Here is a 21,944-nt window from a genome sequence, read left to right as displayed (position 1 = left end):
ATAATTATCACCGCGTGGAACTACTGAGCCGCATCAGGGCCGAGCAGCACGACATGCCCGAGGCGCTGCGCAAGGTGGCCGATGCGATTCTCGCCGCCCCGGCGGAGGCGGCCCGGCTGACCATCGTCGACCTGGCCGAGCGGAGTGCCACGTCCACCGCCACGATCACCCGATTCTGCCGTGCCCTCGGCTTCACCGGCTACGCCGAGCTGAGGGTGGCCGTCGCCACCGAGACCGGCCGGGTGGCGCAGCAGACGTGGCAGACCGACATCGGCCGCGAGATCCTGCCCGACGACAGTCTCGACCGTGTGCTGAGCGTCGTGTCGGGCAACGACATCCGCCTGATCCAGGAGACCGGCGACCAGCTCGACCTGGCCGTGGTGGAGAAGGTCGCGCAGGCCGTGGCCAGGGCCGGGCGGGTGCTGCTGTTCGGGGTGTCGAGCAGCGCGGCCGTCGCCAGCGAGATGGAATACCGGCTGCAGCGCATGCGGGTGCCGACCTGGAGCAGGTCCGACGCCCACACCGCGCTGACGGACGCGGCGCTGCTCGGCCAGGGCGACGTGGCGATCGGCATCTCCCACAGCGGCCGGACGCGCGAGGTCATCGAGGTGCTCGCGGAGTCGGGCAGCCATGGCGCGATCACCGTGGCCGTCACCTCGCAGCCGAGGTCGCCGCTGGCCGAGGTGGCCGAGCTGGTGCTGACGACGGCGAGCCGCGCGACGAGCTACAGGTCCGAGGGGTTCGCCGCGATCCACTCGCAGCTGCTCGTCCTCGATGTCGTCTACGTGTCGGTCGCCCAGCGCACGTACGAACGTACGAAGCAGGCGTTCGACGTCACCGTGCGGGCCGTGGCCGGACACCGACTACCAGAACAGGGCCTGACAGGACCAGGCTCAGCAGAAGGGGATATATGACGGTCAACCAGCGAGTCGCCCCGCAGGCTTTCGCCGAGCACATCGCGCACCTCGTCCAGGTGGTCCCGAAGGATCCGGAGATCTCGCGGGCTGCCGGCCTCTTCACCAAGGCGCTGACCGCGGGAGGCGTGATCCAGGCGTTCGGGTCGGGTCACTCGGAGGCGGTCGCCATGGAGATCGCCGGCCGCGCGGGCGGCCTCGTGCCCACCAACCGGCTCGCGCTGCGTGACATCGTCCTGTACGGCGACGCCCCCAGAGCCGAGCTCGACCGCTACGACCTCGAACGCGACCCCGCCATCGCCCGCACCATCCTCGACCTGGCCCCCGTCCAGGAGCACGACCTGTTCGTCATCATCTCCAACTCGGGCGTCAACGGCGTGGTCGTCGAGCTGGCCACGCTCGTCAAGGAGCGCGGTCACGACCTGATCGCGATCACCTCGCGCGCCCACAGCGAAGCCGTCGCGTCCCGCCATCCCTCGGGCCGCCGGCTCGCCGACCTGGCCGACGTCGTCCTCGACAACCACGCCCCCTACGGCGACGCGGTCCTTCCCCTGCCCCCGTCCGGCGGAGGCTCCACAGCGCCCGCATCCATCGGCGCGGTCTCCACGATCACCTCGGCACTGCTGGCCCAGCTCGTCGTGGCCCAGACCGTCAGCAACCTGCTCGAAGCCGGTGAAGTGCCACCGGTCTACCTCTCGGCCAACGTCCCCGAGGGCGACGCGCACAACCTCCGCCTGGAGGCGCTGTACGCGGGCCGCATCCGCCGCGGCGCCTGACCCGCGCCGCACCCACCGTTGCTCTTCGGCACCGCACGACAGTCGGGGGACCCGTCGAATCAAGGAGAACCCCAGTCATGTCCCGAAATTTCGGTAAAGTCCTGCTCTCCTTAGCCATCCCCGCTCTCCTCGTCGCCGTCGCCCTGGTCGCGCCCGCCAACGCCGACCAGGCCGTCCGCCTCCAGTACCGCACCAGCGCGCCCGGCGCCACCACGGCCCAGGCCGAGCCCTGGCTCCAGCTCTTCAACGACGGCACCACCACGATCCCGCTCAACCAGGTCAAGATCCGCTACTACCTCACCGGCAGCGAGACCTACCGCTTCGCCTGCTCCTGGGCGGTCGTGGGATGTTCGACGGTGACCGGCCAGTTCGTCCGCCAGTCGGGCGCCGACCAGTACCTGGAGGTGGGCTTCACCTCGGGCAGCCTGGCCCCCGGCCGCACCACCGGCGACCTGCAGCTGCGCTTCTACCGCTCGGACTGGCAGACGTTCACGCAGGGCGACGACTACTCCTACGGCCCTCAGACCAGCTACTCGAACTGGGACAAGGTCGCCGTCTACGTCAACGGCACGCTTTCCTGGGGCAAGCCCAACGGCAGCGACCCCGACCCCACCGTCACGCCCACCGTGCCCCCGGGGCCGGGCGGCGAGCTGTTCGACGACTTCACCTACACGGGCTCGAACGACCCTCGGCTCGCCCAGCGCGGCTGGACGGTCCGCGGCAGCTCGGGAGGCCCCGGCGTGCCCGGCGCCACCTGGTCGCCCGGCGCGGTCTCGTTCCCCGGCGGCCTGCTGACGCTCGACTCCTCGACGAACGGCACCCCCTCGGGCACCGTGCAGACCGAGCTGTCCACCGCCAACCGCAAGTTCCACGAGGGCACGTACGCCGCCCGCGTGCGCTTCAGCGACGCGCCGACCAGCGGCCCCGACGGCGAGCACGTGGTGCAGACGTTCTTCACCATCACCCCGCTGCGCTTCAACCTCGACCCCGACTACGGCGAGCTGGACTTCGAATACCTGCCGAACGGCGGCTGGGGCGAGCCGGCCAACATCCTCTACGCCACCAGCTGGGAGACCTACCAGGGCGAGCCCTGGCAGGCCGTGAACACCCACACGGAGGAGCGCGCCAGCTTCGCCGGCTGGCACGACCTCGTCATCCAGGTCTCCGGCGGCCGGATGAAGTACTACGTGGACGGCCGGCTCTTCGCCGACCACGGTGACATCTACTACCCCGAGACCCCGATGTGGATCATGTTCAACCAGTGGTTCATCGATCTCCAGGGAACGACGGGCACCCGTACGTACCGCCAGCAGGTCGACTACGTCTTCCACAGCAAGAACGAGGTCCTCTCGCCCGCCGAGGTGCAGAGCCGGGTCGGCTCGCTGCGCTCGTCCGGCACCGCGTTCAAGGACACCGTCCCCAACGTGTGACCGCGCCCCGCGCCCGCCCGGCGGGCGCGGGTCCCACCCCCCAGCCCCAGAAGGAACACCATGAAGTACCGCATCCTTGCCCTGGCGGCCGTGCTCGCGGTCGGCGCGTGCGGCACCGGCGCAGAGCCGGAGACCGGGGCGGCGGCGAGCGGCGCCCCGGCGAAGCTGACCGTCTGGATCATGGACGGCAGCGTCACGCAGGAGCTGCTGAAGAAGTTCGAGACCGAGCACGAGGACGCGCACAAGGGTGTCGACCTCGACATCCAGATCCAGGCCTGGGACGGCATCGGCGAGCGCGTCACCGCGGCCCTGGCCAGCACCGACGCGCCCGACGTGATCGAGGTGGGCAACACCCAGGTCGCCCAGTACTCGTCCAGCGGCGGCGTCACGGACCTGACCGCCAAGATCGCCGACCTCAAGGGCGAGGACTGGCTGCCGGGGCTGGCCCAGCCGGGCAACATCGACGGCAAGCAGTACGGGATCCCCTGGTACGCCGCCAACCGCGTGGTCGTCTACAACAAGGACCTGTTCGCCGAGGCCGGCATCAAGGAGCCCCCGAAAACCCGCGATGAGTGGCTAGATATCACGACAAAGCTCAATAAAGGTGGCAACCAGGGCATCTATCTGACCGGCCAGACCTGGTACGCGCTCGCCGGATTCATCTGGGACGAGGGCGGCGACCTGGCCGTCCAGGAGGGCGGCCGGTGGAAGGGCGCCCTCGACACCCCGCAGGCCCGGGCCGGCATGGACTTCTACCAGCGACTCCAGGCCCTCGGCAAGGGCCCCAAGGACGCCGACGAGGCCAACCCGCCGCAGCACGAGGTGTTCGCGCAGGGCAAGGTCGCGCAGATCATCGCCGTCCCCGGCGTCGCCGCCCGCGTGCTGGAGGTGGACGACCAGCTGAAGGACAAGATGGGCTTCTTCCCCATCCCGGGCAAGACCGCCGACAAACCCGGCACGGTCTTCACGGGCGGCTCCGACCTGATCATCCCGGTCGCCTCGCAGCACCAGGATGAGGCGTACGAACTGGTCAAGGCCCTGGCCGGAGAGAAGTTCCAGAAAGAGCTGGCCACGACGATGAGCTTCGTCCCCAACCGCACCTCGCTGGCCGGCGTGCTGTCGGGTGACGAGGGCACCGCCGCGATGGCCGTCGGCGCGGCCAACGGCCGGGCCACCCCGAACACCCCCAACTGGGCCGCCGTCGAGGCCACCTCGGTGATCAAGCAGTACATGACCGCCGTGCTCACCGGCGCCGACCCGGCGGCGGAGGCGAAGAAGGTCTCCGAGTCGATCACCACGACGCTGAACAGCGGATCCTGATGCGGGCTGGACACCGCTCGTTCTGGCCCTTCCTGCTCATCGCCCCCACGGTGGCAGGCGGGGCCTTCCTCCTGCTCTATCCCATGCTCAAGGCGGCGGTGATCTCGTTCCAGCACTTCCGCATGGGCGAGCTGATCAGGGGCGGCGCCACCCTCGTCGGCCTGGAGAACTACGCCGAACTGCTGGGCGGCACGGAGTTCTGGCAGGTGGTGTGGCGCACCGTCGCGTGGACCGCGATCAACGTGGTGCTCATCGTCGTCCTGTCCACCGGCGTCGCCCTCATGCTCGTACGCCTGCGCCGCGGCCTGCGCCTGGCCGTGATGAGCGCCCTGGCCCTGGCCTGGGCCACCCCGATCATCGCGGCGACCACGATCTTCCAGTGGTTGTTCCAGTCGGAGTTGGGCGTGGTCAACTGGCTGCTGGTCACCCTCGGCTTCGACTCCTTCCAGGGCTACACCTGGTTCGCCGACGGCACGGCCACGTTCGCCGTACTCGTGATCCTGGTCGTGTGGCAGTCGGTCCCGTTCGCCGCGCTCACCCTGTACGCGGGCCTCACCACGATCCCGGCGGAGTTGTACGAGTCGGCGCGGATCGACGGCGGCAACGGCTGGCAGGTGTTCTGGAAGATCACCGTGCCGATGCTCAGGCAACTGTTCGCGCTGATCGCCTCGCTCGAGGTGATCTGGGTGGCCAAGTGTTTCCCGCAGATCTGGGTGCTCAGCCAGGGCGGCCCCGACGACGCCACCACCACCCTGCCGGTCTACGCGTTCAAGATCGCCCGAGTGCTGCACCGTTACGACCTGGGCTCGGCGGTCGCCATGCTCACGGTCGTGATCCTCGCCGTCGCCCTGGTCAGCAACCTGCGAAGGATGGTGCGCTCGTGAAACGTCTCGCGCTCAACGCGACGGCGGTCGCCGTGCTCGTGACGACGGTCTTCCCGGTCTACTGGATGTTCCTGACCGCGTTCAAGCCGACCCGGGACATCCAGGCGGCCACGCCGACGTTCTGGCCCGCCGATCCGACGCTGGAACACTTCGTCACCGCGGTCAGCGCGCCGGGGTTCTGGACCTACTGGCGCAACAGCCTGCTGGTGACGGTCGCGGCGGTGCTGATCGCGCTGGTGGTGGCGCTGCTGGCGGCGTTCGCGATGACCAGGATGCGCTGGCGCGGGCGGAGCGCGTTCGTGGTGGCGGTGTTCGCGGCGCAGATGGCGCCGTGGGAGGCGCTGCTGGTGCCGGTGTTCATCATCGCCAGGGACACCGACCTGCTCGACTCGCTGGCCATGCTGACCGGCGTCTACTTCATGATCACGCTGCCGTTCACGATCGTGACGCTGCGCGGGTTCCTCTCCGCGATCCCGCCGGAGCTGGAGGAGGCCGCGCAGGTGGACGGCTGCAGCCGGCTGGTCGCCTTCCGGCGGGTGATCTTCCCGCTGCTGGCGCCGGGGCTGATGGCGACCTCGCTGTTCGGGTTCATCACGGCGTGGAACGAGTTCGCGTTCGTGAACGTGCTGATCATCAAGGACCAGGACAAGCGCACGCTGCCGGTGTGGCTGTCGTCGTTCCGTGACGTGTTCGGCACCGACTGGGGCGCCACCATGGCCGCCGCCAGCCTGTTCGCGCTGCCCGCGCTGCTGCTCTTCCTCTTCCTGCAGCGCCGCGTCGGCACCGGGATGACGGCGGGCGCGGTCAAGGGCTGACGGGCCATCGCGCCGGATCGCACACGTAGGTTCCCCGGTGCGGCACCGTGACGACCCACCGCTGTTCCCGCAGCCGCGAGACGGCCAGCCGGGCCGTGACCTTGGCGACGCCGTACTGCCGCATCAGCACCTGCTCACTGGGGATCGCCCTGTTGGGACGGAGTTCGCCGCGTCTGATGCGCACGGCCAGGTCATCGGCGATGATCGCATACTTGGCTCTCGTCGGCTTTTCACGTGGCACGCCGGCGGGCCCGACGAAGGTGCCCTCGCCCCGAACGGTATGGGCGAGCCGCCGTCGGCGAAGCTCCCGGGCGACGTTGCGCGCGGTGCTGCGCGCGATGTCGAACTCCGCCTCCAGGTCCGCCTCGCTCGGCACGGGTTCGCCGGTCCGCAACTCCCCGCCCCGACTCGATCGTCGTCAAGAAGATCTGATCACCCCTGCGGCTGAAGAACCGACACCTTGAGCCCGTGGTGCCCCCGTCAGAGGGTGGTGGTGAAGGCGGCGTGCAGGGCCTTGGCGTCGGGCTCCGGGAGCAGGTCGCGGGCCGCCAGCCAGGCTGCCGCACCGGCCGCCTCACCCGCCGTCTTGACCTGCTCGCCCGCGAGCAGCTCCGTCACGGCCTGGCGCACCGGCCCAGGGCTGGTCAGCACGCTGCCGGCGAGCACCACGGGCCCCGACGTGTGCACCCTTCTCAGCGTGGCGACCAGGTGGCCGGCCGCCTCGCGCACGATTCCGGCGGCCAGCGGGTCGCCTTCCGACGCGGCCCGGCTGACCAGCGAGGAGAGCTCCGCCAGGCGCATGTGGTCGGCCTGCGCCAGGCGTACGATGCGGTCGGCGACGGCGCGCGGCGCGGCGGGCCGCTCGTCGCCGAGGAAGTGCTCGCCGACGAGAGCGACGAGCAGACCGCTCCCGGCCGCAGCGCCGCCCGCGCCAGGAGCGGGATCGCGGTCCGCCTTCGTGCCAGGAGCGGGATCTCGATCAGCTCCCGAGCGGGGAGCGGGATCGCGGTCCGCGTCCGTCGCCGTGCGGTCCAGGGTCGTGACCGGCAGGCCGCGGTCGAAGGCGTCGACCACCGCCCTGGCGGCCTCGCGGCCGATCCAGAAGCCCGAGCCCGCGTCGCCCAGCAACCATCCCAGCCCGTCGGCGACCACGCCGAGCTCGAACCCGGCGATCCTGGCCGCGACCGCGCCCGTGCCCGACAGCAGCAGCGAGCCGTCCGGTTCGGGCGACCCCGCGGCGTAGGCGATCGGCACGTCGCCCATGTAACGCGGCCCCGCGGCGACGCCGTGCCCGGCCCAGACCTTCGCCAGCGCGGGCACCATCTCCTCGACGTGCCCCGCGACCCCGGCCAGCGAGGCGACCACCCGCGACCCGTCGAGGGAGCCGAGCGCCTGCCCGAGCGCGGTCTCGATCGCCGACACCGCCTTGGCCAGCCCGTGGGCGGTCGGATTGCCCGCGCCCGCCCGGGCGTAGCCCACCCGCGTGCCGTCGAGCGTGTGAACGGCGACCCGCGTGGAGGTGGCTCCGGCATCGACACCGACGACTAGCGATTGCATCACGGACTGAGTCTGGGGCTTGACGTGGCCAGGAAGCAAGAATAATTTTCGCCAGAAGACCGAGTATTCGGAAGGAATATTCGTGACTTCAGGAGCGCTAGGGCGCGTCGAAACAGAGCTACCCGGTTTGCCGGAGGCACTGCGCAGGGTGGGCGAGGTGATACTCGGCGACCCGGCGGAGGCCGCGCGGTCGACCATCATCGCGCTGGCCGAGCGCGCCGGCAGCTCGCCCGCCACCGTGACCAGGTTCTGCCGGGCGTTCGGCTTCTCCGGTTACGCCGAGCTGCGGGTCGCCCTCGCCACCGAGACCGGGCGGGCGGCGCAGGCGGGCTGGGGCGCGGGCGTCGGGCACGAGATCGGCCCCGACGACCCGCTCGACGCGGCCATCGAGGTGATGGCCGCCGCCGACGTCCGGCTGATCCAGGACACCGCCGCGCAGCTCGACCTCGACGTGGTCGCCCAGGTGGCCGCGGCCATCGTGGCCGCCCCGCGCGTCCTCCTCGTCGGCGTCTCCACCAGCGGTAACGTCGCCACCATGTTCGAAGGCCGGCTGCGCCGCATCGGCGTCCCCTGCTGGAGCGCGGGAGACGCCCACGTGGCGCTGTCGGAGGCGGCGCTGCTCAAGGAAGGCGACGTGGCCGTCGGCATCAGCCACAGGGGCCGCACCCGCGAGGTCATGGAGGCGCTGGCCGAGGCCGGCAGCCACGGCGCGCTGACGGTCGCCGTCACCTCTTTCGCCCGTTCCCCGCTGGCCGAGCTGGCCGAGCTGGTGCTGACCACCGCCAGCAGGGAGACCACGTTCCGGCTCGGCGGGCTGGCCGCCGTCCACTCGCAACTGTTCGTGCTGGACGCCGTCTACGTGGCGATCGCCCAGAGCACGTACGAACGGACCAACGAGGCGTTCGAGCGAACGATCAGCGCCGTGGAAAGCCATCGGGTGGAGAGAGGCTAGATGACGTACGCAGACAGGGTTCTCGATCTGGCGCACCAGGTCGCGGAGAGCCAGGCCGAGCCGGTGCGGAAGGCGGCGGCGCTGCTCGTGCCTTCGCTCAGGGCGGACGGCGTGGTCAACGCCTTCGGCTCCGGGCACTCCGAGGCCATCGCCATGGAGATCGCCGGACGGGCCGGCGGCCTCGTCCCGAGCAACCGCCTCACGCCGAGAGACCTCGTCCTGTACGGCGGTCAGCCGCCCGGCGTGCTGACCCCGGAGCTGGAGCGCGACCCTGCCGTCGCGCGGCAGATCTACGACCTGGCGCCGGTCGCGCCGCAGGACGTGTTCGTGCTGATCTCCAGCTCGGGCGTGAACGGCACGGTCGTCGAGCTGGCGAGTATCGTCAAGGACCAGGGCCACCCCCTGATCGCGCTGACCTCGGTCAAGCACAGCACCCAGATGACCTCGCGCCACCCGTCGGGCAGCAAGCTGCTCGACCTGGCCGACGTCGTGCTGGACAACGGCGCGCCGTACGGCGACGCTCTCCTCGACCTACCAGGAGGGGGCAGCTACGGCGCGGTGTCCACGATCACCTCCGCGCTGCTCGCGCAGATGGTGGTCACCGAGGCGGTGGACGAGCTCGTGGCCATGGGCGAGACGCCTCCTATCTACCTGTCGGCCAACGTGGCGGGCGGGGACGAGCACAACAAGGCGCTGGAGAGCCGCTACGCAGGGCGCATCCGGCGCGGAGCATGAAAGGTCAGGAGCAGTAACCATGCCCAACACCCCCCATATCACCAGGCGCGAGCTTCTTCGCGGTGCCGCTCTCGTGCCCGTCGCGGGCGCGCTCGCCGCGTGCGCTACCCCCGCCGCCCAACCCGCGCCCTCCTCGGCGGCGCCGGCCGCCACCAGCGCGGCCAACCCGTTCGGCGTGGGCGACAAGCCCCTCGAGGTGTGGATCTTCGACGGCGGTTTCGGTCAGGCCTATGCCACGGACATCCACCAGCCGCTGTTCAAGAGCAAGTACGCGAAAGTCGAGATCAAGCACAACTCCACCAAGGAGATCACCAAGGTCCTCCAGCCGCGCTTCGCCGGTGGAAACCCTCCTGAGGTGATCGACAACTCCGGCGCCAACGCCATGGACTTCGGCGCCCTCGCCCAGGACGGCCAGCTCCAGGACCTGACGCCGCTGCTCGACGCGCCCTCGTGGGACGACCCCAACGTCAAGGTGCGCGACCTGCTGGACCAGTCGGTGATCGACATCGGCACGTACGACGGCAAGTTCAGCGTCCTCGGCTACGTCAACTACATCCACGGCATCTGGTATTCGCAGAAGGTCTTCAAGGACAACGGGTGGGAGGTCCCGAAGACCTGGGATGAGTTCCTCGCGCTGTGCGAGACCATCAAGAAGTCGGGCAAGATGGCGCCCTTCACCTACGCCGGCAAGCACCCGCAGTACCTGTACGAGCCGCTGCTCACCATGGCCGCGAAGATCGGCGGCAACGACGTGCTGGTCAACATCGACAACCTGGAAGACGGCGCCTGGACCGCCGAGCCCATGCTGACCGCCGCCGAGCACTGGGCCGAGGTGGGCTCCAAATACCTCATGCAGGGCACCGCCGGCCTCGACCACGTGCAGACGCAGACCGCCCAGAACAAGAACCAGGTGGCCATGCTGCCCTGCGGCTCGTGGCTGGAGAACGAGCAGAAGACCACCACGCCGGACGACTTCGCGTACGCGATGTTCCCGATCCCCGACATCACGGACTCCGACGCGATGCCGTACGGCACCTTGCACACCCAGCCGGGCGAGAACTTCATCGTCGCCGCCAAGAGCGCCCACCCGCAGGCCGGCATGGAATACCTGCGCGCCATGCTGTCGAAGAAGGCGGCCGGCGACTTCAGCGAGCTGGTCACCACGGTCACGGTGGTCAAGGGCGCGAGCGAGGGCCGCGACATCTCACCGGGTGTCACGAGCGCCTCCAAGGCGGTCGCCGACGCGGGCGAGAACGCCGTCTACTACCGCTGGGCGGCGTGGTACGGCCCGCTCAACGACGAGGCCAAGGCCGCCACCGGCGAGCTCATGTCGGGCGGCCTGACCCCGAAGGCGTACCTCGAGCGCGTCCAGAAGAAGGCCGACGAGATCAAGAACGACTCCTCCATCAAGAAGTACAAGCGCTGATGTTGTTCAACAGGTATCGCCGTGGGCTGTTCATCACCTCGTTCCTGGCAGCCCCGGTGATTCTCTACCTGGTCTACGTGATCTCGCCGTACGTGCAGGCGTTCTACATCGCGATGACCGACTGGCGCGGCGTTTCCGCCACGCCGAATTTCATCGGGTTGGAGAACTTCCAGCGGTTGCTGGGCGACAGCGTCTTCTGGAAGGCCGTCACCCACAACATCGCCCTGCTGGTGCTGCTGCCGGTGATCACGATCGTCATCGCCCTGTTCTTCGCCTTCCTGCTCAACGTGGGCGGGCGGCAGGGCGTGTCGGGCATTCCCGGGTCCGGCTTCTACCGGGTGGTCTTCTTCTTCCCGCAGGTCCTGGCCGTCACCATCGTGGCGGTGCTCTTCCAGCAGGTGTTCAGGCCCGACGGCAGCGGCATGCTGAACGGGCCGCTGATGGGGCTCGGGCTCAACCCTGTCGGGTTCCTGTCCGACCCTGACGTCGCGTTCTGGTCGGTGCTCGGCGTCCTGGTCTGGCAGGCGGTCGGCTTCTACGTCGTGCTGTTCTCGGCCGGGCTGGCGAGCATCCCCAAGGACATGTTCGAGGCGGCCCAGATCGACGGGGCCAACCGGATCACCCTGTTCTTCCGCGTCACGCTCCCGCTGCTGTGGGACACCGTCCAGGTCGCCTGGGTCTATCTGGGCATCCTCGCCATGGACGTCTTCGCGATCGTCTGGGTGATGACCGACCAGCAGGGCGGGCCCGACTGGTCGACCACGGTCATGGCGGCCGAGATCTACCGCAACGCCTTCGAATACTTCCGCTTCGGCTACGCCTCCGCCCTCGGCGTGGTGATGTTCTTCTTCACCGTCGGCTTCGCGGTCCTGTCGCTGCGCCTGTCGCGGCGCGAACGAATCGAGTACTGAGAGATGGCAACGACGACTCAGGCGACCCCAGGGGCGCATTCGAGGAGCGCCGCCCGCGTGGAGCGGAAGCGGCGGCTGGGGCCGATGGGCGTGCTGACGCACGCGGCGCTGGGAATCTGGACCCTCCTCGTGACGGTGCCGATCGTCTGGACCTTCCTGGCCTCGGTCAAGAGCGAGGACGAGATCTTCGGCGACGCCTGGTCGCTGCCGGCCACGTTGCAGTGGGACAACTTCGCCAGGGCCTGGGAGCAGGCGCGCATCGGCCAGTACATGCTCAACAGCCTCGTCGTCGTGTCGTTCAGCACGTTCGGCACGATGCTGGTCGGCTCGATGGCGGCGTACGTGCTGGCGCGCTATCCGTTCCGCGGCAACCGGGCGATCTACATGTTGTTCGTCTCGGGCCTGGCCTTCCCGTTCTTCCTGGCGCTGACCCCGCTGTTCTTCGTGGTGCAGAACATGGGCAACGTGCCGGTGATCGGGCAGTTCATCGGCCTGAACACGTACGCGGGCGCGGTGCTGGTCTACATCGCCTATTCGATGCCGTTCACGGTCTTCTTCCTGGCCGCCTTCTTCCGTACGCTGCCGACGGCGGTCGCGGAGGCCGCGATGGTGGACGGGGCGTCGCACACCAGGGTCTTCTTCCAGATCATGTTGCCGATGGCCAAACCGGGCATCATCAGCATCACGATCTTCAACATCCTGGGCCAGTGGAACCAGTACCAGATCCCCCTGATCCTGCTCCAGGATCGCGAGAAGTGGGTGCTCACCCAGGGCATCGCGGACATCTCCACCGCCGCCGGATACGACGCCGACTGGGCGGCCCTGTTCGCCGCCCTCACCCTGGCCATCCTGCCCATGCTGGTCGTCTACACGGTCTTCCAGCGGCAGATCCAGTCCGGCCTGACCGCGGGGGCGCTCAAGTAGCCGGTGCCGCGCTGGACGTCGGGTGCGGTTGCGGGGGGCCGGCGGCGGGGCAACGCCAGCCAGGAGGCCGACACGCTGTCACGGCTCCACGCCCACGCGGCTCGGGGCCCTCCCCGGGCCCGGTCGCGGACCGGCTCCTGCGGCACGGTCCACGACCGGGGGCGTCGCAGGCCGTCAGCAGCGGTTGATCTGCGAGTTCACCAGCTCGATGTCGCGGATGACGATGTTGTCGCCGCACGGGTTCTCGTTGATGGCGGAGTTGGTCAGCGTCAGGTTCTGCAGGGTGATGTCCGACGTCACGGGGAATTCGCTGCGGGCGGCGATGCGGATGTCGGAGCCGTTCACGGTGCCGCTCTGGGCGGCGATGGTGACGTTGTAGCAGTTCTCGATCAGGATCGAGTTGCTGCCGGTGCCGGAGATGTCCACGCGGTCGATGACGGCGCCGCCGCTCTCCGAGACGCAGAAGACGCCGCGTCCGCCGCCCCTGGCGATGACGGTGCCGACCCGGACGTTGGTCGGGTAGCCGCTGCCGATGCGCCCGTTGCGGTTGGCCATGCGGAAGGCCGCGTATCCGGTTCCGGTGCCGGCGCCCTGGGCGTCGACGGTGCCGACCGTGGCGTTGATCGTGTCGTTGAACAGCAGGCCCGACTCGCCGGTGTCGCGCGCCGTGACCGTGCCGATGGTGATGCCGTCCACGCCGTACGTCTCGACGCCGTGGCTGCTGCCGCCCGAGGCGTACACGCTGTCGATGCGCACGTTGCGGGTGCGGACGTTCCTGTTGGCGTGGTTGTCGATGCGGACGCCGAGCCCGGACGATCCGAGCCGCAGGTCGAGCCGGCCGAGCGTGATGTTGGTGCCGTTGCGGACGAACACCCCGAAGTACGGGTTGCCGGTCACGGTGAGGTGGGTGACCTCGACGTCGGTGACGTTCTGGGCACGCACGACCGCGTTGTTGGCGCTGATGCTCCCCGACACGTTGATCGTGCCGCAGACTTCGAGCACGGTGTAGCTGGGCAGGTCGAGCGACTGGTTGGCGTTCATCGAGCCGGAGCCGCGGACGATCACCTTCTGCTTTGAGGTGCGGCCGGACGTCAGGCTGCCCACCGCCGCGCGCATGGCCTCGATCATGCTGCCGCCGTTGTAGAGGGTGGTGCCGCCGTTCCTGGCCGTCCAGGTGCTGCCGCTGAGCACGGCCTCGGCGTTGAACGACCCGCTGCCGCAGTCGCCGGACCCGCCGCCGCCCATCTTGACGAGCTGCCACTGCTGGTTGGCGCCGCCGAGGTCGTCCCACTGGGAGATCCTTGCGCCGTCACCGGTGCCCCACTCCCACACCTCCAGGGCCTTGCCGCTGTTGCGGTTGATCAGCCGGACGTGGCCGCCGTCGGAGTCGGCCAGGCGGAACTGCTGGTTGGCGGCGTTGAGGTCGGCCCACTGGACGATCTCCGCGCCGCCCTCGGTCGACCACTCGTAGACGTCCAGCACCTTGCCGCTGTGGCGCGACTTGAGCCGGTAGTAGCCGTCGCCGGAGCTGACGAACTGCCACTGCTGCTGGTTGCCGTCGTTGCGGGCCCACTGCACGATCGGCGCCCCGTCGTCGGTCGCGAAGTCGTACAGGTCGAGGGCCTTGCCGCTGTGCCGGTTGACCAGCACGTACCACGCGCTGGTGTCGACGCTGGCCGCGCCGGCGGGCGGCGGTTGCGCGACGACGGCGCCGGTCAGGGCGAGGATCGCCGCCAGGACGGCGAGCAGGCGCCGCCAGCCTCGTCCGGTGGCCTGGGGTAAGGATCTCACTGTCTGCTCCCATCCTGGAGGAAAGCGCTTTCCTGGGATCAGATCAGCGAGCGGCCGGGACATAGTCAAGCGGGTAGGGGCCGCCAGGCCCGCCTGCCTGCCCAAACCCGGTGAAACTTTCATCCGATGTCCGAGCGCCACGCCTGAGCCTCACAACCCGGCGCGCACGTCGCGGGCGGCCGCGACCACGTTCGCCAGCGACGCCTCCACCTGCTCGTACGTCCGCGTCTTCAGCCCGCAGTCCGGGTTCACCCACACCCGCTCCGCGGGCAGCACCGCCAGCGTCCTGCGCAGCAGCTCCTCGACCTCCTCAGCGCTCGGCACGCGCGGCGAGTGGATGTCGTAGACGCCCGCCCCGAGCCCGCGCCCGAACGCCTCCACCGCTCCCAGGATCCTGCCTCCCGACCGGGCCGACTCGATGGTGGTGACGTCGGCGTCCAGCCCGTCGATGGCGGCCAGGATCTGGTCGGCGTCGGAGTAGCACAGGTGCGTGTGGATCTGCGTGCGGTCGCTCGCCCCCGACGTGGCCCTCCGGTACGCCGCCACCGCCCACTCCAGGTAGTCGGCCTGCGCGGCCCGCCGCAGCGGCAGCAGCTCGCGCAGCGCCGGCTCGTCCACCTGGATGATCTGCACCCCGGCCGCCTCCAGGTCGCTCACCTCCTCGCGCACCGCGTCGGCCACCTGGAACACCACGTCACGCAGCGGCAGGTCATCGCGGACGAACGACCAGGCCACGATGGTGACGGGCCCGGTGAGCATGCCCTTGACCGGCTTGTCGGTGAGCGACTGCGCATAGGTGGCCCACCGGACGGTGATCGGCGAAGGGCGGCCGACGTCGCCGTGCAGGATCGGCGGCCGGGTGCAGCGCGACCCGTACGACTGGACCCAGCCGTTGGCGGTGACGGCGAAGCCGTCGAGGTGCTCGGCGAAATACTGCACCATGTCGTTGCGCTCGGGCTCGCCGTGCACGAGGACGTCGAGGCCGAGCCGTTCCTGCAGCCGGATGACCCGTTCGATCTCGGCCTCGACCCGCCGCTCGTAGTCGTCCCGCGACAGGGTGCCGGCCGCGACCGCCGCCCTGGCCGCGCGGAGCTCGCCGGTCTGCGGGAACGACCCGATCGTGGTGGTCGGCAGCGGGGGCAGCCGCAGGTGCTCGGCCTGGGCCGCCGCGCGTTCCGCGTACGGGCCGCGCCCCTCCGCAGCCACGGGCGCGGGCAGCGCCACGGACGGCCCGGGCGGGACGAGGGCGGCGGTGGACGGAGGGAAGGCAGTCTGCGAGAGCGCCACCACCTCGGCCACCTTCTGCTCGGCGAACGCCAGCCGCTCCTTCAGCGCCGGGTCCAGCCCTGGCTCGGCCGCCACGTCGTAGGGCACGTGCAGCAGCGAGCACGAGGTGCTCACCGTCACCCGCCCGGCGCGTACGGCGGCCAGCGCCGCCAGCGCCCGCTCGGGCGAGGTGCGCCACACGTCGCGCCCGGACACGACGCCCGCGACCACGGTCTTGCCCGGCAGGTCGATCTCCGGCACGCCGCCCCTGACCAGGTCGACGCCGATGGCCTCCACCGGCGTGCCGGCCAGCACCGGCAGCGCCTCGCCCGCGTCCCCGAAGTACGTCGCCACGAACAACCCCGGCCGCGCGCCGGCGGCACCCAGCCGCTCGTACGCGGCCCGTACGGCGGCCAGCTCCTCCGGCGTCCGGTCGGCCACCAGCGCCGGCTCGTCGAGCTGTACCCATGCGACGCCCTCCGCGGCGAGCGCGGACAGCAGCTCCTCGTAGCAGCCGAGCACCTCGTCCAGCCGGTCGAGGGCCGAGGCCAACAGCACGAACGTCACCGGCCCCACCACCACGGGCCGCGTCTCGTACCCCAGCGCCCGCGCCTCCCGCACCTCGGACAGCGGCTTGCCCGGGTCGAGCTTGAACACCGTGTCGGGCCCGACCTCCGGCACGATGTAGTGGTAGTTCGTGTCGAACCATTTCGTCATCCGCAGCGGCGCCAGCCCCTCGGTGCCCCTGGCCATCGCGAAATAGGGGTCGTCCGCGGCGCGATAGCGCGCCGGCACCGCGCCCAGCAGCACGGCCGTGTCCAGCACCTGGTCGTACATCGAGAAGGTGTTGCTCGGCAGCCCCTCCAGCCCCAGCCCGGCCAGCCCGCGCCAGGTCCGCTCGCGGAGCTGGGCGCCCACCCGGTCGAGCTCGTCACGGGTGGCGCGGCCGTCCCAGTAGGACTCCAGCGCCCGCTTCAGCTCCCTGCGCGGGCCGATCCGCGGGTATCCGAGCACCGTGGACGTGGGAAATGGGGACATCTTCCAGGCTCCCTAGGACGTGGATCAGATCGCTGAGATCCTGCCGAGTACCCCTGGAGTCATGCACTATGTATTGGTGCTGCTTATGCTCAGGGAGATCCACTGCTTCACCAGGGTGGCGGAACGGCTCAGCTTCTCCAGGGCCGCCGCCGACCTGGGGATGTCGCAGCCCGCCATGAGCCAGGCCATCACCCGTCTCGAACGCGCCACCGGCGTCCAGCTCTTCCAGCGCACGGCCCGCGAAGTGCGGCTCACGGCGGAGGGCAAGGCGCTGCTCGCGCACGCGCGGCAGGTGATCGACTCGGCCCGGGCGTTCACCGATGAGGCCGAGCGGCTGGCCCGGCCGACCATTCACCTTGCTTATCCTCCGCTCGTCGGCACGCTCGCCGCGCGGATCGCCAGGCGGCTCGCGAGCCGCACCCCGGCGCTCGGCGTGGAGCTCCGGCCCGCCGGCCGGGGCGCGGCGGCGCGGGCGCTGGCGGGCGGGGAGGTCTCCGCGGCGATCCTCGCCACCCCCGCTCCCGCGCAGTTCGTCACCGCCGCCCGGTTCCACGTCACCGTCGACCACCTGGCCGTCCCCGTGAGCCACCGGCTGGCGCCCGCAGCCAGGGTCGCCCCGGCGGACCTGGGCGGCCAGGTGCTGCTCACGCCGTTCAGCCGGCCGTGGTCGGGGTTGCCCGGCCGCGCGCGCATGGTGGCCGACGACGACTTCGCCGCCGCGCTCGACCTGGTGGCGGCGGGCGCCGGGCTGCTGCCGATCCCGCACCTGCTGGTCAGGACCATCAAGCGGGACGACGTGCGCTTCGTGCCGCTCGACGCGGGTGACCTGCGCATCACCTACGCGCTCGCCTGGTCGAAGGAGCGCGTCACACCGGAGCTGATGGCCCTGGTGCAGGCCGTCCAGGACGCCCTGTGGACCAGGTGACCTACCACGGGAGGGTGCCCGAGACGTCGAAATAGCCGCCGGTCGGGCCGTCGGGGCCCACCTGCGCCATCCGTACGATGATCTCCGCGCCCTCCTCCACGGTCTGCGTGCCCGTGTGCCCGTTCAGGTCCGTCGCGGTGTAGCCGGGCTCAACCGCGTTGATCCGCATGCCGGGGAACGCCTTCGCGTACTGCACGGTGATCATGTTGACCGCGGTCTTCGAGGCGGGATAGGCCACACCCGGGTAGGCGTGCGCCGGCGTGCCCTGGGCGGTGACCCCGGCCAGCGACGCCAGGCCGCTGCTGACGTTGACGATGACGGGCGCCGCCGACCGCCGCAGCAGCGGCAGGAAGGCGTGGGTGACGCGGACGACGCCGAAGACGTTCGTCTCGAACAGCGTGCGCATCATGTCGGCGGTCACGTCCGCGGCGCCGAGTACGCCTCCGTCAGGGGTGCGCCCTTCGATGCCCGCGTTGTTGACCAGCACGTCGAGCCCGCCCTCGGCCTCGATGGTCTTGGCCGCGGCCGCGACGGAGCCGTCGTCGGTGACGTCGAGCAGGACGGACCGCGCGCCCAGCCGCTCGGCGGCCAGGCGCCCGCGTTCGGCGTTCCTGCTGCCGACGTACACGGTGTGACCTGCCTCGATGAGCCGGCGGGCGGTCTCGAAGCCCAGGCCCTTGTTCGCTCCGGTGATCAGTGTGGTCGTCATGCCCTCAGCCTCCGGCGGGGCGGTCCGGCCGGCCAGTCGTCCGGTTGTCCTGGGACCGTCAGTACCAGGCGGGCACACCGGTGCCGCGTGCACACTGGTGGCATGACGCGGACGGAGTTCGGGCGGGCGGTGCGGCGCTGGCGCGACCGGATGTCGCCCGCGACGGTCGGGCTGCCCGCCGCCGGGCGCCGGCGCGCGGCCGGGTTGCGCCGGGAGGAGCTCGCCCTGCTGGCCGGGATCTCCGCCGACTACATCACCCGCCTCGAACAGGGCCGGGCCGTCAGCCCGTCGGCCCAGGTCGTCGAGGCGCTGGCGCGGGCGCTGCGGTTGTCGGCGGACGAGCGCGGCTACCTGTTCCGGATGGCCGGGCTCGAGCCCCCGGGGCCGGAGATGGTGCCCGGGTTCATCACCCCGAGCGTCCAGCGGCTGCTCGACAGGCTGGCCGGCACGCCCGTCGGGGTCTACGACGCGGCCTGGACGCTGCTCCTGGCCAACCCGATGTACGCGGCGCTGATGGGCGATCCGTCCGGATGGCGGGGCGACGAACGCAACGGCGTTTGGCGCAACTTCGCGGGCCCCGGCGGCCGGGTGCGCCACACGCCCGAGGCGCGGCGCGCGTTCGAGGCCGCGCTGGTCGCCGACCTGCGCGCCACCGCCGGGCGCTATCCCGGCGACCAGCAGGTGCGCCGCCTGATCGCGCGGTTGCGCGCGATCAGCGCCCGGTTCGCCGAGCTGTGGGACTCCGGCATCGTGGGCCGGCACGAGGCGGCGCGCAAGACGATCGAGCATCCGCAGGTGGGGCCCTTGACGCTCGACTGCGACGTGCTCAGCGTGGCGGGCAGCGACCTGCGCATCATGGTCTACACCGCCGAGCCCGGCACCGACGACGCCGAACGCCTCGTGCTGCTGGCCGTCCTCGGCACCCAGACCCTCACGGGCTAGCGGGCAGGTTCTTCAGCGCCTCGCGGCGGCTCAGGCCCGAGATGCCCTTGGCGTTGACGTAGCGTATGACCTCGGCGGGGTTGGTCTTGGCGTATTCGCGTAACGCCCATCCGATGGCCTTGCGCGCGAAGAAGTCGTTGTCGGACAGGCTCGGCTCGATGCACGCGTAGAGCAGGGCCGTGTCGGTGCGCGCCTTGAAGCGGTTCTGGCAGAGGATCGCGGTGCGGCGCTTCCACAGGTCGGCGTCGTGGGCCCACTCCAGCATGAGCGGCCGCATGGTGTCGGGGAACGCGGTCAGCAGCCCGCCGACGCGGTGGGTGGCCAGCTCGTCGACGAGGTCCCACCAGGCGCCGGTGACGATCATCTCTTCGTACATCGGCACGGTGTAGAGGGTCTGGAACTCGCGGTAGTAGTGGTGGCCGGACAGCTCGACGGCGGCGTAGCGCTCCTCGCGGTATTCGGCCTCCCGCCACAACGTCAGCACCGCCCGCCGCCACTCGGGCGCGGTCTCCAGGCGGTGCGCGGCGAACACCCGCCGCAGCGCCGCCCGCCGGGCCACGGCCTGGACGCCGAGGAACGGCAGCGCGGACTTCGTGTAGGCGCGCATCGCCTCGGCCTTGGCCGGTTCGGCGACCTCCTGCAGTGCCAGCCGCACCGCCTTGCCCAGGCTCATTTCTTGTGCGTGGTGCGCTCGCCCGTGGCGAGCCCGTCGAACAGCACGGTGATGTAGTGCTCGGCCAGGCCGCTCGTGTTGAGCCTGCCGCCCGGGCGGAACCAGCGGACCGCGACCCAGATGGTGTCGCGGATCATGCGGTAGGTCAGCTTGGGGTCGACGTCGGGCCGGAACAGCCCGGCCGCCTGGCCGGCCTTGATCTGCGACACCCACATCTGCTCGACCTCGTCCTCGGCCTTGACGAGGTAGTTGAACCGGGGGAACTGGCGCAGGTAATTCCAGTCGTTCTGCATGACGGTGATCGCGGCGCGGTGGGGCTCGAGCGTGCCGAAGCCGATGCGGACCATCTCCGACAGCACGGTGCGCGCGTCGCCGCCGGACTCGAGGGCGGCGCGGTAGCGGGCGATGAGGTCGTCGAGGAAGGTGGAGAGCACCTCGTCGACGATCGTCTCCTTGGAGTCGAAGTGGTGGTAGAGACTTCCTGAGAGGATGCCGGCCTCGTCGGCGATCTCGCGGACGGTCGTGGCCTGGAAGCCCTTGCGCGCGAAGAGCTCCGCGGCGAGCTTGACGAGGTGGTCGCGGCGCTCTGACGCCGACCCTGACGAGGTCGTGCGCTGGCGCTTGGCCGGGGTGGTCGCGGTGCCGGAGTTCTTTCGCGTGGTCACGTTCCCATTATGGAGCCTCAGACAATCGCTTGTTCACCCAACCTGCGCAGTTCATGCGGCATTCCGCGCTAGACCAAGCGCTTGCTACAATGCGTCGATGAGCGAGGCCTACATCGTCGGGGCCGTCCGCACCCCCGTCGGGCGCAGGAACGGCGGACTGGCCGGAGCGCACCCCGCCGACCTCGGCGCCCACGTGCTCAAGGAGCTGATGCGCCGCGCCGGCGCCGACCCCTCGGCCGTCGACGACGTGATCTTCGGCTGCGTCGACACCATCGGCCCGCAGGCCGGCGACGTCGCCCGCACCTGCTGGCTGGCCGCCGGCCTGCCCGAGGAGGTGCCAGGCGTCACGATCGACCGCCAGTGCGGCTCCTCCCAGCAGGCGCTGCACTTCGCCGCCCAGGCCGTGCTCTCCGGCACGAACGACCTGGTGGTGGCCGGCGGCGTGCAGAACATGAGCATGGTCCCCATCTCGGCCGCGATGCTCGCGGGCCGGCCGCTCGGGCACGAGACCCCCTTCGAGGGCTCCAAGGGCTGGGCCGAACGGTACGGCACGCAGGAGGTCTCGCAGTTCGCCGGGGCCGAGCGGATCGCCGCCCGCTGGGAGATCACCCGCGAGGAGATGGAGCGCTACGCGTACACGTCGCACCGGCGGGCCCTGCACGCCATCGAGGCCGGTCACTTCCTGCGCGAGATCGTCCCCTACGAGGGCGTCGCGGCGGACGAGGGCCCGCGCGCGGACACCTCGCCCGAGAAGATGGCCGGGCTCAAGCCCCTGACCGAGGGCGGCAGGATCACGGCGGCCCTGGCCTCACAGATCTCCGACGGCGCCGCCGCCCTGCTCGTCGCCTCGCCCAGGGGCGTACGCGAGCACGGCCTGACCCCGCGCGCCCGCGTGCACCACCTGTCGGCCCGCGGCGCCGACCCGATCACGATGCTCTCCGCGCCCATCCCCGCCACCGCCCGCGCCCTCCGCGTGACCGGCATGTCCATCGACGACTTCGCGGCGATCGAGGTGAACGAGGCGTTCGCCTCCGTCGTGCTGGCCTGGATGAAGGAGACCGGCGCCGACCCCGCCAGGGTCAACCCGAACGGCGGGGCGATCGCGCTCGGCCACCCGCTCGGAGCGACCGGCGCGGTCCTGGCGGTGCGGCTGCTGCACGAGCTGGAGCGAACGGGCGGGACGTACGGCCTGCAGGTCATGTGCGAGGGCGGAGGGCAGGCGAACGTCACCGTCATCGAACGGCTCGTCGGCATGGGAGCGGCCTGACGTCAGAAAATGCCACTAGCAAAT

The 21,944-nt window shown here is 70.5% G+C and carries 21 protein-coding genes; 14 read left to right on the top strand and 7 right to left on the bottom strand.

All coding sequences use genetic code 11. The features are described from left to right. The first annotated feature begins 14 nt into the window (after nucleotides 1-14). The 6 genes from E1292_RS05590 to E1292_RS05560 all read left to right on the top strand — a co-directional run bounded on the left by E1292_RS05590 (nucleotide 15) and on the right by E1292_RS05560 (nucleotide 6,139). On the top strand, nucleotides 15-914 hold the full coding sequence (locus E1292_RS05590) for a MurR/RpiR family transcriptional regulator (RefSeq protein WP_246089947.1): 900 nt from the start codon (nucleotides 15-17) through the stop codon (nucleotides 912-914). Beyond that, nucleotides 911-1,690 carry a sugar isomerase domain-containing protein gene (locus tag E1292_RS05585; protein ID WP_132592657.1) on the top strand — a complete coding sequence of 260 codons (780 nt, stop codon included), beginning with the start codon at nucleotides 911-913 and terminating at the stop codon, nucleotides 1,688-1,690. Before E1292_RS05590 ends, E1292_RS05585 begins: the two co-directional genes overlap by 4 nt. Before the next feature lie 77 nt (nucleotides 1,691-1,767). After that, the gene (locus E1292_RS05580; RefSeq protein WP_132592655.1) at nucleotides 1,768-3,120 is read left to right on the top strand and encodes a cellulose binding domain-containing protein; all 1,353 of its coding nucleotides are present in this window, start codon (nucleotides 1,768-1,770) and stop codon (nucleotides 3,118-3,120) included. Between the two features lie 60 nt (nucleotides 3,121-3,180). Continuing rightward, nucleotides 3,181-4,440 carry an extracellular solute-binding protein gene (locus E1292_RS05575; RefSeq protein ID WP_132592653.1) on the top strand — a complete coding sequence of 420 codons (1,260 nt, stop codon included), beginning with the start codon at nucleotides 3,181-3,183 and terminating at the stop codon, nucleotides 4,438-4,440. Continuing rightward, nucleotides 4,440-5,324 carry a carbohydrate ABC transporter permease gene (locus tag E1292_RS05565; protein ID WP_165974396.1) on the top strand — a complete coding sequence of 295 codons (885 nt, stop codon included), beginning with the start codon at nucleotides 4,440-4,442 and terminating at the stop codon, nucleotides 5,322-5,324. The genes E1292_RS05575 and E1292_RS05565 overlap by 1 nt, the downstream gene beginning before the upstream one ends. Continuing rightward, the gene (locus E1292_RS05560) at nucleotides 5,321-6,139 is read left to right on the top strand and encodes a carbohydrate ABC transporter permease (RefSeq protein WP_165974395.1); all 819 of its coding nucleotides are present in this window, start codon (nucleotides 5,321-5,323) and stop codon (nucleotides 6,137-6,139) included. The genes E1292_RS05565 and E1292_RS05560 overlap by 4 nt, the downstream gene beginning before the upstream one ends. Here the strand turns inward: E1292_RS05560 and E1292_RS05555 are convergent. Both E1292_RS05555 and E1292_RS05550 read right to left on the bottom strand, forming a co-directional pair. After that, entirely contained in the window at nucleotides 6,129-6,533 is a 405-nt protein-coding gene (locus E1292_RS05555; protein ID WP_132592647.1) for a winged helix-turn-helix domain-containing protein, read from the bottom strand. The two genes, E1292_RS05560 and E1292_RS05555, sit on opposite strands and share 11 nt — an antisense overlap. A gap of 86 nt (nucleotides 6,534-6,619) precedes the next feature. Next, nucleotides 6,620-7,696, bottom strand: coding sequence for an N-acetylglucosamine kinase (locus E1292_RS05550; RefSeq protein WP_246089952.1), 1,077 nt, complete (start codon nucleotides 7,694-7,696; stop codon nucleotides 6,620-6,622). An 82-nt stretch (nucleotides 7,697-7,778) separates the two neighbouring features. Between E1292_RS05550 and E1292_RS05545 the strand changes: the two genes are divergently transcribed. The 5 genes from E1292_RS05545 to E1292_RS05525 are packed head-to-tail and all read left to right on the top strand — an operon-like array spanning nucleotide 7,779 to nucleotide 12,644. Then, nucleotides 7,779-8,648, top strand: a complete 870-nt coding sequence (locus E1292_RS05545; protein WP_132592643.1) for a MurR/RpiR family transcriptional regulator — start codon at nucleotides 7,779-7,781, stop codon at nucleotides 8,646-8,648. Beyond that, nucleotides 8,649-9,383, top strand: coding sequence for a sugar isomerase domain-containing protein (locus E1292_RS05540; protein ID WP_132592641.1), 735 nt, complete (start codon nucleotides 8,649-8,651; stop codon nucleotides 9,381-9,383). Nucleotides 9,384-9,402: 19 nt separating this feature from the next. Next, nucleotides 9,403-10,809 carry an N-acetylglucosamine/diacetylchitobiose ABC transporter substrate-binding protein gene (gene ngcE, locus E1292_RS05535; protein WP_132592639.1) on the top strand — a complete coding sequence of 469 codons (1,407 nt, stop codon included), beginning with the start codon at nucleotides 9,403-9,405 and terminating at the stop codon, nucleotides 10,807-10,809. Then, the gene (locus E1292_RS05530) at nucleotides 10,809-11,720 is read left to right on the top strand and encodes a carbohydrate ABC transporter permease (protein WP_132592637.1); all 912 of its coding nucleotides are present in this window, start codon (nucleotides 10,809-10,811) and stop codon (nucleotides 11,718-11,720) included. The genes ngcE and E1292_RS05530 overlap by 1 nt, the downstream gene beginning before the upstream one ends. A gap of 57 nt (nucleotides 11,721-11,777) precedes the next feature. Beyond that, on the top strand, nucleotides 11,778-12,644 hold the full coding sequence (locus tag E1292_RS05525) for a carbohydrate ABC transporter permease (protein ID WP_246089944.1): 867 nt from the start codon (nucleotides 11,778-11,780) through the stop codon (nucleotides 12,642-12,644). Nucleotides 12,645-12,818: 174 nt separating this feature from the next. Here the strand turns inward: E1292_RS05525 and E1292_RS05520 are convergent, their stop codons facing one another. Both E1292_RS05520 and metE read right to left on the bottom strand, forming a co-directional pair. Continuing rightward, complete coding sequence (locus tag E1292_RS05520; protein ID WP_342775615.1) at nucleotides 12,819-14,435, bottom strand: RICIN domain-containing protein; 1,617 nt, start codon at nucleotides 14,433-14,435, stop codon at nucleotides 12,819-12,821. A 150-nt stretch (nucleotides 14,436-14,585) separates the two neighbouring features. After that, a complete protein-coding gene (gene metE / locus E1292_RS05515) occupies nucleotides 14,586-16,739 on the bottom strand; it encodes a 5-methyltetrahydropteroyltriglutamate--homocysteine S-methyltransferase (RefSeq protein WP_132592631.1) in 2,154 nt (717 codons plus the stop codon). 61 nt (nucleotides 16,740-16,800) lie between these two features. On the opposite strand from metE, the gene E1292_RS05510 reads away from it, so the two are divergent. After that, on the top strand, nucleotides 16,801-17,664 hold the full coding sequence (locus E1292_RS05510; protein ID WP_132592629.1) for a LysR family transcriptional regulator: 864 nt from the start codon (nucleotides 16,801-16,803) through the stop codon (nucleotides 17,662-17,664). 1 nt (nucleotide 17,665) lies between these two features. Here E1292_RS05510 and E1292_RS05505 read toward each other — a convergent pair whose 3' ends face one another. Beyond that, entirely contained in the window at nucleotides 17,666-18,373 is a 708-nt protein-coding gene (locus tag E1292_RS05505) for an SDR family NAD(P)-dependent oxidoreductase (RefSeq protein ID WP_132592627.1), read from the bottom strand. 102 nt (nucleotides 18,374-18,475) lie between these two features. On the opposite strand from E1292_RS05505, the gene E1292_RS05500 reads away from it, so the two are divergent. Then, nucleotides 18,476-19,315 carry a helix-turn-helix domain-containing protein gene (locus E1292_RS05500; protein WP_132592625.1) on the top strand — a complete coding sequence of 280 codons (840 nt, stop codon included), beginning with the start codon at nucleotides 18,476-18,478 and terminating at the stop codon, nucleotides 19,313-19,315. On the opposite strand, the gene E1292_RS05495 is transcribed toward E1292_RS05500, so the two are convergent. Continuing rightward, nucleotides 19,305-19,988 carry a DNA alkylation repair protein gene (locus E1292_RS05495; RefSeq protein ID WP_132592623.1) on the bottom strand — a complete coding sequence of 228 codons (684 nt, stop codon included), beginning with the start codon at nucleotides 19,986-19,988 and terminating at the stop codon, nucleotides 19,305-19,307. The genes E1292_RS05500 and E1292_RS05495 overlap by 11 nt on opposite strands. Next, nucleotides 19,985-20,653, bottom strand: a complete 669-nt coding sequence (locus E1292_RS05490; RefSeq protein WP_132592621.1) for a TetR/AcrR family transcriptional regulator — start codon at nucleotides 20,651-20,653, stop codon at nucleotides 19,985-19,987. The genes E1292_RS05495 and E1292_RS05490 overlap by 4 nt, the downstream gene beginning before the upstream one ends. Nucleotides 20,654-20,750: 97 nt before the next feature. Between E1292_RS05490 and E1292_RS05485 the strand changes: the two genes are divergently transcribed. After that, nucleotides 20,751-21,920 (top strand): acetyl-CoA C-acetyltransferase, encoded by a 1,170-nt coding sequence (locus E1292_RS05485; protein ID WP_132592619.1) that lies wholly within the window; start codon nucleotides 20,751-20,753, stop codon nucleotides 21,918-21,920. Nucleotides 21,921-21,944 lie beyond the last annotated feature (24 nt).

Source organism: Nonomuraea deserti (assembly GCF_004348685.1).
In the GTDB taxonomy this organism is placed as follows: domain Bacteria; phylum Actinomycetota; class Actinomycetes; order Streptosporangiales; family Streptosporangiaceae; genus Nonomuraea; species Nonomuraea deserti.
This window is presented reverse-complemented; position numbering and strand designations above follow the sequence as displayed.